Origin of the sequence: Burkholderia ubonensis subsp. mesacidophila (assembly GCF_002097715.1) — a bacterium.
Taxonomy (GTDB): Bacteria; Pseudomonadota; Gammaproteobacteria; order Burkholderiales; family Burkholderiaceae; genus Burkholderia; species Burkholderia mesacidophila.
The window spans coordinates 1702100-1714627 of the sequence record NZ_CP020738.1 but is presented as its reverse complement, the minus strand read 5'-3'; the positions used below and the strand labels follow the sequence as shown (position 1 = coordinate 1714627).

General features: G+C 70.3%; 11 protein-coding genes. 5 read left to right on the top strand and 6 right to left on the bottom strand.

Annotated elements, in window-relative coordinates:
- Positions 1 to 70: 70 nt before the first annotated feature.
- Both B7P44_RS25150 and B7P44_RS25145 read right to left on the bottom strand, forming a co-directional pair.
- On the bottom strand, positions 71 to 1150 hold the full coding sequence (locus B7P44_RS25150) for a zinc ribbon domain-containing protein (protein ID WP_084908654.1): 1080 nt from the start codon (positions 1148 to 1150) through the stop codon (positions 71 to 73).
- Positions 1151 to 1423: 273 nt separating this feature from the next.
- Positions 1424 to 1894: a universal stress protein gene (locus tag B7P44_RS25145; RefSeq protein WP_084908653.1), complete on the bottom strand. Its 471-nt coding sequence runs from the start codon at positions 1892 to 1894 to the stop codon at positions 1424 to 1426.
- A gap of 315 nt (positions 1895 to 2209) precedes the next feature.
- On the opposite strand from B7P44_RS25145, the gene B7P44_RS25140 reads away from it, so the two are divergent.
- Positions 2210 to 4303 (top strand): PAS domain-containing sensor histidine kinase, encoded by a 2094-nt coding sequence (locus B7P44_RS25140; protein ID WP_084908652.1) that lies wholly within the window; start codon positions 2210 to 2212, stop codon positions 4301 to 4303.
- Positions 4300 to 4947 (top strand): response regulator, encoded by a 648-nt coding sequence (locus tag B7P44_RS25135; RefSeq protein WP_010089481.1) that lies wholly within the window; start codon positions 4300 to 4302, stop codon positions 4945 to 4947. The genes B7P44_RS25140 and B7P44_RS25135 overlap by 4 nt, the downstream gene beginning before the upstream one ends.
- 58 nt (positions 4948 to 5005) lie before the next feature.
- Here B7P44_RS25135 and B7P44_RS25130 read toward each other — a convergent pair whose 3' ends face one another.
- The gene (locus tag B7P44_RS25130; RefSeq protein ID WP_084908651.1) at positions 5006 to 5407 is read right to left on the bottom strand and encodes a lysozyme inhibitor LprI family protein; all 402 of its coding nucleotides are present in this window, start codon (positions 5405 to 5407) and stop codon (positions 5006 to 5008) included.
- Between the two features lie 391 nt (positions 5408 to 5798).
- Here B7P44_RS25130 and B7P44_RS25125 point away from each other — a divergent pair, with 391 nt between their 5' ends.
- The 3 genes from B7P44_RS25125 to B7P44_RS25115 are packed head-to-tail and all read left to right on the top strand — an operon-like array spanning position 5799 to position 8175.
- On the top strand, positions 5799 to 6401 hold the full coding sequence (locus B7P44_RS25125) for a DUF1326 domain-containing protein (protein ID WP_084908650.1): 603 nt from the start codon (positions 5799 to 5801) through the stop codon (positions 6399 to 6401).
- A gap of 54 nt (positions 6402 to 6455) precedes the next feature.
- The gene (locus B7P44_RS25120; protein WP_084908649.1) at positions 6456 to 7244 is read left to right on the top strand and encodes a DUF2182 domain-containing protein; all 789 of its coding nucleotides are present in this window, start codon (positions 6456 to 6458) and stop codon (positions 7242 to 7244) included.
- 7 nt (positions 7245 to 7251) lie between these two features.
- On the top strand, positions 7252 to 8175 hold the full coding sequence (locus B7P44_RS25115) for a DMT family transporter (RefSeq protein ID WP_084908648.1): 924 nt from the start codon (positions 7252 to 7254) through the stop codon (positions 8173 to 8175).
- A 123-nt stretch (positions 8176 to 8298) separates the two neighbouring features.
- On the opposite strand, the gene B7P44_RS25110 is transcribed toward B7P44_RS25115, so the two are convergent.
- The 3 genes from B7P44_RS25110 to B7P44_RS25100 form a co-directional block, all read right to left on the bottom strand.
- Positions 8299 to 8628 (bottom strand): DUF4148 domain-containing protein, encoded by a 330-nt coding sequence (locus tag B7P44_RS25110; protein WP_084908647.1) that lies wholly within the window; start codon positions 8626 to 8628, stop codon positions 8299 to 8301.
- A 223-nt stretch (positions 8629 to 8851) separates the two neighbouring features.
- Positions 8852 to 9757, bottom strand: a complete 906-nt coding sequence (locus tag B7P44_RS25105) for a PilZ domain-containing protein (protein WP_084908646.1) — start codon at positions 9755 to 9757, stop codon at positions 8852 to 8854.
- 94 nt (positions 9758 to 9851) lie between these two features.
- A complete protein-coding gene (locus B7P44_RS25100; protein ID WP_084910016.1) occupies positions 9852 to 12371 on the bottom strand; it encodes a penicillin-binding protein 1A in 2520 nt (839 codons plus the stop codon).
- Between the last annotated feature and the right edge of the window lie 157 nt (positions 12372 to 12528).

Sequence of the window (12528 nt, the reverse complement as noted above, 5' to 3'; positions counted from 1 at the left end):
ACGGCATGTCCGGCATTCTAAACGGGTTTGATGAACGCCGCGCTGTACGGTGCGCCTCCCGCCGCGCGCGTCACCCGGCCGGGGTGGATGGCTCGGCTGGCGCGCTCGTGCCGGCGAACGTGCCGCACGACGGGCAGAAGCGGCTGAATGCGTTCTTGCGCGTGCGGCACTGCCCGCACGCGTTGAACACGCAGATCCCGCAATGCGGGCAGAAATTCGCGTTCGGATCGGCGGTGTCGAGCGGCCGCTCGCAGCCGGGACAGACCTTCTTCGCGATGCGCGCGTACGCGGTCACGAAATCGATCGCCTCGCGCCGCGACACGTCCGGCTGTTGCTCCTCGCGGCGCTTCTGCTCGAGATAGCGCGACAGCGCACGGATCGCGTACTGCCCGACCGCGATCGTCAGCACGATGCCGACGAGGTAGCGCACATAACCGCCATAGCTCGGCAGGTACGGCACCAGTTCGACGAAGAACCCGTACAGCGCGAAGAAGATGAAGCCCCACACGAACGGCCAGTAGCGGCTGCCGCGCTTCTTCGCGAACAGCCAGCCGGCGACCAGCAGCAGCGGCAGCGTAAACAGTAGTCGGATGCCGAACACGCGCAGTTCCTGCGTGCGCTGCGCCGCTTCGAGCTTGCGGTCGGCCTGCGCTTCGAGTTCGCCGAGCGCGAGCCGGGTCGCGCCCTGCTCGCGCTCGAGCGCCTGCGCGGCCTGCTTCAGCGTGCCGATGCGGGCCTGCGCGTCGCGTTCGCGCTGCGTCGCCGCCTCGAGCGCGCGCGCATGCGCGAGCACGGCCGGATCCTGCTCCGCGCGCTCGGTCGCATGGCGGCTCGCGATCGTTGTGCGGAACGCTTCGCGCGCCTGCTGCGTGTCCTGCTGGGCCGCGGTCAGCAGCATCGACGCCTGTTCGGTCGCGTCGCGATTCGCGGTCAGGTCCGTCGACAGCTTCGCGAGCGTCTGGCGCAGCGGCGCAGCCGCCTGCCGGTCGATGAACGCGTCGCGGTCGAGCGTCACCTCGACGCGCGGCAGGTCGCCGACGATCAGGCCGCCGAGTCCGATCAGGAAGCCGGCGAACATGACGGCGATGATCCACAGCGCGCGCTGGAACCACACCTCGGCCAGCCGCAGTCCCTTGGTTGATATTGTCATGCGTGATGGGCTCCGTGGACGCCGGCCCCGTCGCGCGTCGGCGTGACGCGCGCCCGGCGATGAGCGAAAAATGGGGGGGCTACGGCAAGGATGCTGCCAGATGTGCGCTGCGCGGTGCAACTTTCGCGCGGCTGAACGCGGCGCGTGATCGCAAGGTGAGCGGACGCACCGCAGCAGGTGCGCCGCTCCGGATGTGCGGCGCCGGCACGACGCATTGCGCGGCGCGCCGGCCCGTCGCCGCGTGTCACGCGGCCCGGTTCATGCACGCATGGCTCAGGCAGGCGCCGTCGCCACCTTCTCGTCGTGCCGCACCAGCAACACCGGTCGGTCCGCCGCGCGCAGCAGCGACTCCGCGACGCTGCCGACCAGCAACCGGCGCAGGCCGTGCCGCCCGCTCGTACCCATCACGATCAGGTCCGCGTCGGCCTCGGCCGCCGTGCGCATCAGCACGGCCGCGACATCCTCGCCATACGCGGTCAGCGCGCGCACCGTGCCCGGCACGTGGTGCGCATCGAGCGCGGCCTTCGCGTCGTCGAGCACGAGCGTCGCGGCGTCCAGCGCCGACGGCTCGGGTTCCCGCGTGTCCGCGAAGCCCGCGTCGACGTCGACGAGCTGCGTCTTGTGCTCGACGACTGAAGCACAGGTGATCGCGCCGCCGGACGCAACCGCGATCCTGATCGCCTCATCCAGCGCCAGACGCGCACTTGGGCTGTCGTCGAGCGCCACGAAAATCCGCTTGTACATGGTCCGCACCTCTCACCGGACAGCCTTGCGCATTGCGCAAGGCAGGTTCGAATCCGATCGCCGACGGTTGCGCCGGCCCCTGCACTTAGTCTGGCCCTACGCCCCCGGGCGCCCGTTGACGCGTATCAAATACGGTCGACACCCCGCCCCCCCGATCTTTTGTCTGAATTTCCGCTGCCCCCATTACAAAAAAGTCATAAAACGCGCACAATTTCGTCTCGATAACAGATACCGCCAAGCATCGGACGCCAACCGCGCCCGATTTTTCCTTTGTCGCCCCGGTGCCAGGGCGACCTCGGACAGAGTGGCCCGTAGATGACCGCCAGCGGAACCCCGACGCGCGACGCCCCGGTGCGCACGCGCTTTCAAAACATGTTACGCCAGCCGTTCGCGGCCGGCATCGTCGCGCTCTGCGCCGGCGCAACGCTGTCGCTGGGCGTCGCGCTGCTGGTGCGCGAGCAGTGGCAAGACACCGTCCATGCCCGTTTCGAGCGCCGTGTCGCGCACGTGACGGCGATGCTGCTCCACGAGCTGCAGGACGGCGTCGCCGTGCTCGAAGGCGCGCGCGGCGCGCTCGGCCTCGTGCCGCAGATGACGCCCGTGCAGTGGCGCCAGTATGTCGACGCGCTCGCCATCGACAACAGCCGTTCGCCGATCCGCCAGCTCGGCTATGCGCCGCTGCCGCCCGACGTGCGCGGCGAGCTCGCCGGCGACGCCGCGCCTTCGGCCGCCGGGCCGGTCGCTGTCGCCGCGCTCAGCGCGCCCGCATCGCCGGCGCCGCTCGCGCGCTTCGGCGCAGCCGACGCCGATTCGCTGCGGCGCGCCGTGCAGACCGGCAACGCCGCGCTCGGCATCCGGGCGGCCGACGACGATGCCGCCCGCACCGTCACGCTGTTCCTGCCCGTTGCCGACTCGCAGCACCCGGCCGCGCGGGAAGGCGGCATCGACGGCGTGCTGTTCGCGGCGCTCAGCCCGCGGCGGCTCGTCGAGCGCGCGCTCGACTCGGAGCGCGGGATCGACCTGCGGATCAGCATCGACGGCGACCCGCGGCCGATCTTCAGCGCCGAGACCACCACCGACGAGGCGTCGCTCTCGCCCGACCTGATGCGCCGGACCGAGGTGCTGAACTTCGGCGGCAGCACGCTGACGCTCGCCTACTCGGCGGACGGCCGGCCGAGCGCGACCGGCGCGCAGCGCACGGCGGGCACGGTGCTCGCGGCCGGCCTCATCGCGTCGGTCGTGTTCGCGGCGCTCGTGCATGCGCTGCTGCGCGGCCGGCCGGGGTCGGCAGCGGAGCTCGGCGCCCGCAGCAGCGGCATCCTGAACGAAGCGCGGATGATGGGCATCATCCGCTCGTCGATGGAGGCGATCATCACGATCGACGAGAAGCAGACGGTCGTGATCTTCAACCCGATGGCCGAACAGGTGTTTGGCGTGTCCGCGATGGAGGCGATCGGCGCGCCGCTGTCGCGCTTCATCCCGGAGCGGTTCCGCGCGGCGCACTCGAAGCATGTCGACCAGTTCGGCGTGACGGGCGTGTCCGAGCGGCAGATGGGACGCCAGCGCGTGCTGTTCGGGCTGCGCGGCAACGGCGAGGAATTCCCGATCGAAGCGTCGATCTCGCAGATCCGCGACGCGTCCGGCAAGCTCTACACGGTGATGCTGCGCGACATCACCCAGCGCGTGCGCGCCGAGAACGCGCTGAAGCAGTCGCGCGAGGAGCTGCGCGAGCTGTCGGCGAACCTGCAGAACGTCCGCGAGGAAGAGAAGACGCGCATCGCGCGCGAGCTGCACGACGATCTCGGCCAGCAGCTCACCGCGCTGAAGATGGACCTGTCGGTCGTCGAGCACACGCTGCGCGCGCCCGACGACGGGCGGGCCGGCGAGGACGTGCTCGCCCACCTGCAGGGCATGCGGCGGCTGATCGACGCGACGGTCGCGTCCGTGCGGCGCATCGCGGCCGACCTGCGGCCGGTGATGCTCGACGATCTCGGCCTCGTGCCGGCGATCGAATGGCTCGCGAACGATTTCACGAACCGCTACGGGATCGACGTCGAGCGGCACATCGAGCCCGCCGGCCTCGCCTTCACCAGCACCGGCGCAACCACGCTGTTCCGCATCGTCCAGGAAGCGCTGACCAACGTCGCCCGCCACGCGGACGCGACGCGGGTGACGCTGACGCTCGACGTCGAAAGCGGCTTCTGCGTACTGCGCATCGCCGACAACGGCCGCGGCGCGGCGCCCGGCGGGTCGACGCACGAAGACAAGTCGTTCGGCCTGATCGGCATCCGCGAGCGCGCACACATGCTCGGCGGCACCGTGACGATCGACACCGCGCCCTCGCGAGGCTTCTCGATCACCGTCGCATTGCCGCTGACCACGATTCAACAGGAAACTTCAATCACATGATCACTGTGCTCATCGCCGACGACCATACGCTCGTGCGCGACGGGTTGCGGCACATTCTGCAGAACGCCAGCGGCTTCGAGGTCGCGGGCGAGGCCTGGGACGGCCCGACGACGATCGCGCTGGTGCGCTCGACCCCCGCTCAGGTGCTGGTGCTCGACCTGTCGATGCCCGGGCGCAACGGCGTCGAACTCATCAAGCAGATCAAGGACGAGAAGCCCGCGCTGCGCGTGCTCGTGCTGACGATGCACGCGGAGCAGCAGTACGCGGTGCGCGCGTTCCGCGCGGGCGCGTCCGGCTATCTGACGAAGGAAAGCGCGAGCGCCGAGCTGGTCGGCGCGGTGACGAAGGTCGCGTCGGGCGGCGTCTACGTGAGCCTCGCGATGGCCGAGCAGTTCGCGCAAAGCCTGAACGAGCCGGCGGAAACGCTACCGCACCAGCGGCTGTCGGACCGCGAGTTCGACGTGTTCCGGCGGATCGCCGCCGGGCAGACGCTGACCGAGATCGCGCAGGCGCTATGCGTGAGCGCGAAGACGGTCAGCACGTACAAGACGCGGATTCTCGAAAAGATGCAGATGCCGCATGAGGCCGCGCTGGTGCGCTATGCGATGCGGCACAAGCTGCTCGACGAGACGGACGACGTGTAACGGCGACGTCGGGCGGACGCGCGCCGGCGGCGCGCGTCCCGTCGCCGTCGCTTTGCTGTTACTTCGCCGGCACCGGGCAGGCGAGATCGCCCTCTTCGCACGACAGATAGCCCTGCAGGCTCTCGGTGCGCGCTTTCGTCAGATCGTCGAGGCACATCGACACCACCATCGGATGGGCGCTGCCGCCTTCCGCGCCCGCGCTCGAGAACCCGCATTCGGCGTCGCGGTAAGCGACCCATGCGCGCTGCGCGGAGACGAGCTTCTCCGCCAGCGGCCGGTTGTCCCGCACCCGCGCGGTGACGGCCTCGTAGGCCCGGTTCAACTCCGCATCGGATTTGCGGTACGCGCGATCGGCGCACGCGCTCATCGACGCCTGGTCGGCGGCATTCGCGCAGTTCGACTGCGCATGGGCATTCGCCGCCACCGCCAGCAGCAACAGCAAACCGGTCAAGACACGCATGGACGCTCCTTCTATTCGTTGATGTCGTGGAACACGATGCCGGGCCGGCCGCCCTGCCGCGCCTCGGAGCACGGCGCCGCGCGCCGGGCCGGCGCGTATCGACGCGCGGCGGCCGCCTCGGCGCGGCGACATCGACCGCGATGCTAGCGCACGCCCGCGCGCTTGTCAGCCAGCCGCCGCATGGGCCGTGCTTGCATCTGCCCCTTGCCCGCCTACACTGGAAAATCGAAACCACGTTTCGATCCCGCTAGCGCATCCATCCTGCTCCCCGCAACCGCTGCATTCCTCAGCGCAATCCGCGTTCGCACCGTCGACACGCGCACGACGTCACGTCGGCCGGTCGCCCGTGCGCCGCCCTTTGCGCGGTCGCCATCGCACAATGGAGGAAACAATGAGCTATCACCTGGAAGGCCGTCTGCTCGAGGTCTGCAACTGCCGCGTACTGTGTCCGTGCTGGATCGGCGAGGATCCCGACTTCGGCAGCTGCGACACGATCGTCGCGTGGCACATGGACAAAGGCGCCATCGACGGCGTCGACGTCGCCGGCTGCACGATCGCCGCCGTCTGCCGGGTGCCCGGCAACATCCTGCAGGGCAACTGGACCGCCGCGATCTTCATCAACGACAGTGCGACCGACGCGCAGGAGCAGGCGCTGCTCAAGGTCTATACGGGCCAGGCCGGCGGACCGATCGCCGAGCTGGCGAAGCTGATCGGCACCGTCGTGTCGGTCGAGCGCGCGCCGATCACGTTCGACGTCGCCGGCGCGAAGGGCACGCTGACGATCGGCACCGACTACTATGCGGAGCTCGAGCCGTACCTCGGCCCGAGCGGCGCGCAGACGACGCTGACCGACACCGTGTTCTCGACCGTGCCCGGCGCGCCCGTGTTCGTCGGCAAGGCGCCCGTCTATCGCTCGAAGAATGCGGCGATCGGCATCGACGTCAACCTGACGAATCACAACGCGCTGCAGAGCACGTTCCTGTTCGACGCCTGAACGGCGCCGTGCGCCGCGCGACGAGCCGGTCGCGCGGCGGCGGGGGAACCGGCGATGGCCGCGCGCGCGCATCGACGCGTCTTTCCGCTCGTCCTCGCGAGCCTCGTCGCGCTCGCGTGGGCCGCGTTGTGGGCGTGGACGAGCAGTCCTTACGGGCGCTATCTCGATCACGGCGGCTGGACCGCGTCCGGGCCGGCCGCCGCGCTGTGCCGCGCGCTGCCGGGCGGCACGGTGTGGCTGCCGGCCGCGTTCGACGCCGCGGCGTGGACGCTGATGATTCTCGCGATGATGCTGCCGACGACGCTGTCGCTATTCAACGCCTTTGCGCGCGTCGTCGCGGACCGGCCGGACCGCGCGCGCCTGCTTGCGCTCGTGGGGCTCGGCTACGTCGCCGCGTGGAGCGGATTCGGGCTGCTCGCGCACGCGCTGCAAGCGCTGCTGCTGGCCGGCGTCGCGCACGTGCCGGCGCTTGCGTGGCGCGGCTGGCTGATCGGCGCGGCGGTGTTCGCGCTCGCCGGCGCGTTCCAGTTCAGCGCGCTGAAGACGCGCTGCCTCGAGCGCTGCCGCACGCCGCTCAGCTTCGTGATCAGCCACTGGCGCGGGCGCGCGCCGCAGCGCCACGCGTTCGCGCTGGGCGGGCGGCACGGGCTGTTCTGCGTCGGCTGCTGCTGGGCGCTGATGCTGCTGATGTTCGTCGTCGGCGCCGGCAGCCTCGGCTGGATGCTCGCGCTCGCGGCCGTGATGGCGATCGAGAAGAACGCCGTGTGGGGGCGCCGCGTCACCGCGCCGCTCGGCTTCGCGCTGCTCGGCGGCGCGGTGCTGATCGCCGCCGGGCTTCTGTGAGGCTGCGATGCGCCCGCTCGTCACGTCCGGTTCCGTCCAGCGCCTGCGGCCGGCCGCGCGCACCGTGCTGCTGACGGCCGTCGCGATGCTCGCGTTCGCATCGAATTCCCTGCTGTGCCGTCTCGCGCTGCGCGACGCGCAGATCGACGCGGCCAGCTTCGGCAGCCTGCGCCTCGTGTCGGGCGCGCTGATGCTCGCGATCATTGTCCGCGCCGGCGCCAGCCGGCCGCCGCCGCGCGCGGACTGGCTGGCCGCGGCGATGCTGTTCGCGTACGTCGCGTGCTTCTCGTTCGCGTACCTGAGCGTCAGCGCGGCGACCGGCGCGCTGATCCTGTTCGGCGCGGTCCAGCTGACGATGTTCGCCGCGGGACTGTACGCCGGCGAACGGTTCTCCGCACCCGGCTGGGTCGGGATGGCCGCCGCGGTCGCGGGGCTGCTGTACCTCGTGTCGCCCGGCGTGTCCGCGCCGACACCGGGCGGCGTCGTGCTGATGTCGGCCGCGGGCGTCGCGTGGGGCGTCTATTCGCTGCGCGGACGCGGGCTTGCCGATCCGCTCGCGGCGACCGCCGGCAACTTCCTGCGCGCCGCGCCGATGGCGCTGATCCTGAGCGCGGCGTTCGCCGGGCATTTTCATCCGACGACGCGCGGCGCGCTGCTCGCGGTCGCGTCGGGCGCGTTGACGTCCGGCATCGGCTACGTGATCTGGTACGCGGCGCTGAAACACCTCACCGCGATGCGCGCGGCCGCGGTCCAGTTGTCGGTGCCGCCGATCGCCGCGTGCGGCGCGGTGCTGTTCCTCGCGGAACGGCCGACGTGGCGGCTCGCGATCGCGTCGGCGGCAATCCTCGGCGGCATCGCGCTCGTGCTCGCCAGCCGTGCGCATGGGAAAGCCGCGCCGCAGGCGCAGCGCCCGCCCGACGCGCGGGAGTGAGCGCCGGGCGCTTGCGGGTGCCGGCGCGGGCAAGAATCGGCGCTTTCATGTAAGAAAGCCCGCACCCGGATGAACCGTGTGCGGGCTTTTTATCGTCCGGGCAATCCGGCCAGGCGCGTCGGCTCAGTGGCCGCGGTAGACCGACGACGTGTCGCCGGACACCGGCACGACCACGCGCTGACCAGCTTGCGACGCTGCGGCGGCATTCGCGCCGTAGCCCGCCGTGTCGGCCTGCGCGCCCGAGTTGCGGGCGGCGGCGACCTTCGCCTGCGCGGCCTGGATGTTTTCCGGATAGTTGATCCAGTCGTTCGGGTTGTAGCCGGCCTTCTCGAGCTCGACCAGTTCGGTGCGTACTTGCGCGCGGGTCAGCGGCTGCTGGTTCGATTGGGCGAACGAAACGGCCGGGGCGGCCACGATGACGGCCAGTGCAACTGCCTTGATCAGCGAATTCATGATTTGGAACCTCCGAGATTGTTTTTCAAACGCATCGGACACATGGTTCGGTGCGGATGTGTTGAAGTCTAGGAGTCCCCGCAATCAGGGTAAATACTTAAATCACTAATTCACTGTTGACGCAAAACGGACAATCGCCGCCCATCCGGTCAATTAATCAGACAATTATCCATCCAGCGATAAAGAATGCCTCGCGCATGACGGGCGCGGGGCGCGACGCCATTCAATTCGCGCCGCCCCATTCCGTCGACGCCATCAGCCGGTCGAACAGCAGCGCCTTGAGGCGCACGACATCGGCCGCCTCGATGTCGTCGCCATACGCGACGTGATGCAGCACGAGCTGCGGCGCAGCCGGGTCGGCGTGCGTGTGGCGCACCGTGCCGTCCAGCACCAGCAGCGCGACGCTGCCGCCGACTTCGCAAGGCAGCCGGATCCGCAGCGGCTCGCCTGCCGCGGCGATCCTCCGGCTCGCCGCCACCGACAGCCCGCTCAGGCTGATGTCGCGAACGATCCCGAAGCTGCCCACGCCGTCCTGCCCGCTGTTGCAGCGGGCAGCGAGCCGCGCCGGCACGCGCGGCTCGGCGCGCACCCGCAGGCATTCGATGAAACCGGGCGGCGACAGGGCCATGAACGGCGCCGGGCCGGGCTGCACCATGTCGACGGTCGCCGCGAAGCGGTACGCCGCGGCGCGCCCGATCGCGATCGCCTCGACGCCGTCGCCCGGCCTGAATTCGAGCGCCGTCGCATGCTGAGGCTCGATGAGCAGCGACTGCGACGCCCGCTGGCCGATCAGCCGGCAGCGCAGCATCGTACGCGTCGCGCCGACCCGCCGCCGCAGGCCGATCGGCGCGCCCATCCACAGGCCCATGTGCGCGATCGTCAGCGCGTCGCCTTTCGGCGGTTCCGCCGGACCGGCCGCTGTGCCTTGGCCGGCCGCGCCTGAGCCGGCCGCATCTCTTCTCGCGGGCTGGAAATGGTCGAACAGGAAAGCGGGTTGCGCCGGGTCGTGCAGCGTCGTGCCGGCCGGCAGCAGCGCGGCGCCGCCGAGATCGTAGACGTCGAAGCCGAGCGGCGCGCCGGCCAGGAAATCGTCGTGCTCGAGCGCGACGTAATGGTAGGAAGTGCGCATCGGGAGGGCGCGGACGAGCCGCGCAAGGCTGTCGTGATGGCACGTATTACGGCAGCCTGCGCGAAACCTGAATCCGAGGATTACCCGGGGATGACTACCCGCCGCTCGCCCCGGCGGGCGCTTGCGTGTCGGGCGTGGCCGGCGCGGGGACCGGCGACGGCGCCGCGCCGTTGCCCGCATTGCCGCCGCTCTCGCCGTTCGACGGCGCCTGCGGCGCACTGGCGGCGCTGCCCGACAGCGCCGCCGCCGACGCGGCTACCTCGGACGCCGGCACCCATTCCTCGACGATGCCGCCGGACGCGGCTTCCGGCGCCGACGCCGCCGACGCCTCGCTTGCCTCCGGCTCGGCCGGCCGCGGCGCACGCGACGCCTTCGGTGCGGGCGGCGGCGTCTTCGTGTCGGACTTGAACCAGCCGCCGAACAGGCCCGTCATCCGGTCCTGCAGCGATTCGAGCCAACCTGGCGCGGGCTCGGTGTCGAACTTCGCCTTGCCGTCGATCAGCCGCGCGCGCAGCGCACGCTGGAAAACTTCGCCGACGATCGGCAGCGCGCTGTGCGCGCCTTGTCCCCAGTAATCGCTGCGCAGCGTCACGCGCCCGTCGTCGAAGCCGACCCACGCGCCCGCGACGAGGCCCGGCTGCATCAGGATGAACCAGCCGTCCGTGTTGTCCTGCGTCGTGCCGGTCTTGCCCGCGACGTCGCCGCGAATCCCGAAGCGCGTGCGAATGCTCGCGCCGGTGCCGCGATTGACGACGTCGCGCATCACGTCGACGAGCGTCTTGTCGATCTCGGCATCGAGCGCGCGCTCGGGCGGCGCCGGCGCATACTCGGCGAGCACCTCGCCCTGGCGGGTCTCGATGCGCGTCACCATCTGCGGCTCGACGTACAGCCCGCCGTTCGCGATCGTCGCATACGACGCCACCATCTCCTTGAGCGTCACCGGGCTCGTGCCGAGCGCGAGCGAAGGCACGCGCTCGAGCGCGCTGTCGCGCACGCCCATCGAGTAGGCCAGTCGCGCGACCTTCGCCGGCCCGACCTTCTCCATCACCTGCGCGGTGATCCGGTTGCGCGACAGCGCGATCGCGTCGCGCAGCGTCATCGGCTTGCCGGTAGGCGGCACGTCGTCGTTCGGCCGCCAAATCTCGCCGCCCTTCAGCGGGATCTCGACCGGCTGGTCGACGAACGTGTCGTCCGGCTTCATCCCGCTCGCGAACGCCGCGCCGTAGACGAACGGCTTGAACGTCGAGCCCGGCTGGCGGCGCGCCTGCGCGACGTGGTCGAACGGCTCGGCCGTGAAATCGCGGCTGCCGACCCACGCGCGGATCTGCCCGTTGCGCGGATCGATCGCGAGAAAGCCCGCCTGCACGTCGGTCTTGGTCTTGCAGAGCGCGCGCATGAAGTTGCGGTCGGCTGCGAGCGCCTTCATCGCGGCGGCGTCGTTCTTGCCGGCATCCTGCATCGCCTTGTATTCGGGCGCCTCGCGCATGAACGTGCGGAACACCTCGTTGTCGGTCCCGCAGCCGTCGCGCCCGCTCCACGCGCCGTTCGCGATGCCCTGCAGCGCGTTCGCCTGCTGCTTCAGCGCCTGCGTCGCCATCGCCTGCAGGCGGGCGTCAATCGTCGTGCGCACGATCAGGCCATCCGAGTAGATGTTGTAGTCGTTGCGGTCGGCCCACGCGATCAGCCACTTGCGCAACTGCTGGGCAAAGTGCGGCGCGGGCCCGGGCGGCTCCTTCTGGCGCTCGAAGTCGATCCGCAGCGCTCGGCGCTGCAGCTGCTGGAACGTCGCCGGAGTCAGCTTGCCGTACTTCACCATCTGGCCGAGCACGGTATTGCGCCGCTGCAGCGCGCGTTCGGGGTTCAGCACCGGGTTGTAGTAGCTGTTGCCCTTCAGCATCCCGACGAGCGTCGCGCTGTCGAGCACGTCGAGCTCGTCGGCCGACTTGTCGAAATAGGTGCGCGCGGCCATCTCGACGCCGTACGCGTTGTAGAGGAACGGCACCGTGTTCAGGTAGGTCTCGAGGATCTGGTCCTTGCTGTAGACCGCCTCGATCTTGAATGCGGTGATCGCCTCCTTCAGCTTGCGCGTAAGCGTCGGCGCGCGGCCGATCTCGTCCGGGTACAGGTTGCGCGCGAGCTGCTGCGTGATCGTCGAGCCGCCCTGGCGGCTGCCCGAGAACGTATGCAGCGCCGCCCCCGCGGTGCGCCGCCAGTCGAGCCCGTGGTGTTCGTAGAAGCGGTGATCCTCGGTTGCGATCAGCGCGTCGATCATGTGCGGCGAGATCTGCTTGAGCGCGACCCATTCGCGGTTCGACGGCTTGAATTCGGCGAGCAGCTTGCCGTCGGCGGACAGCACCTGCGCGGGCTGGTCGACGCGCGCCTTGCGGATGTCGCCGATGCTCGGCGTGAACGGAATCAGCGCGAGCACGTACAGCACGAACAGCGCCGGCACGGCGGCGACGGCGAGCAGGACGCCGCGACGCGTCGGATGACGCAGGTGGAACCAGGCGGCGGCGAGGAGGCGCTTGAGCGGCGCAGTGACAACGGCGGCGGCCGCCGCGACGGGTTGGGCGCGCGCGGCCCACTTGGCACAGAAGTCACGCACTGACGACACGTTTCGGCGATTCACGCGGATGTGGGATCTGCTGGAAAGGCAGCATCGTACCAAAACTCGCGCGGCGCTCCGTCAGGCGGGCGGCTGCGCGCGCTGGCCGCCGGGCCGGCGATGCGCGCAAAAAAGGCGCGCGTCCGGCAATCGGAACCGCGCGCCA

Bases quoted from the DNA above. Each gene is read 5' to 3' on its own strand.
- B7P44_RS25105 (WP_084908646.1), bottom strand. From the start codon at position 9,757: ATGCGCACTTCCTACCATTACGTCGCGCTCGAGCACGACGATTTCCTG.
- B7P44_RS25135 (WP_010089481.1), top strand. From the start codon at position 4,300: ATGATCACTGTGCTCATCGCCGACGACCATACGCTCGTGCGCGACGGG.
- B7P44_RS25145 (WP_084908653.1), bottom strand. From the start codon at position 1,894: ATGTACAAGCGGATTTTCGTGGCGCTCGACGACAGCCCAAGTGCGCGT.
- B7P44_RS25140 (WP_084908652.1), top strand. From the start codon at position 2,210: ATGACCGCCAGCGGAACCCCGACGCGCGACGCCCCGGTGCGCACGCGC.
- B7P44_RS25150 (WP_084908654.1), bottom strand. From the start codon at position 1,150: ATGACAATATCAACCAAGGGACTGCGGCTGGCCGAGGTGTGGTTCCAG.
- B7P44_RS25115 (WP_084908648.1), top strand. From the start codon at position 7,252: ATGCGCCCGCTCGTCACGTCCGGTTCCGTCCAGCGCCTGCGGCCGGCC.
- B7P44_RS25110 (WP_084908647.1), bottom strand. From the start codon at position 8,628: ATGAATTCGCTGATCAAGGCAGTTGCACTGGCCGTCATCGTGGCCGCC.
- B7P44_RS25125 (WP_084908650.1), top strand. From the start codon at position 5,799: ATGAGCTATCACCTGGAAGGCCGTCTGCTCGAGGTCTGCAACTGCCGC.
- B7P44_RS25120 (WP_084908649.1), top strand. From the start codon at position 6,456: ATGGCCGCGCGCGCGCATCGACGCGTCTTTCCGCTCGTCCTCGCGAGC.
- B7P44_RS25130 (WP_084908651.1), bottom strand. From the start codon at position 5,407: ATGCGTGTCTTGACCGGTTTGCTGTTGCTGCTGGCGGTGGCGGCGAAT.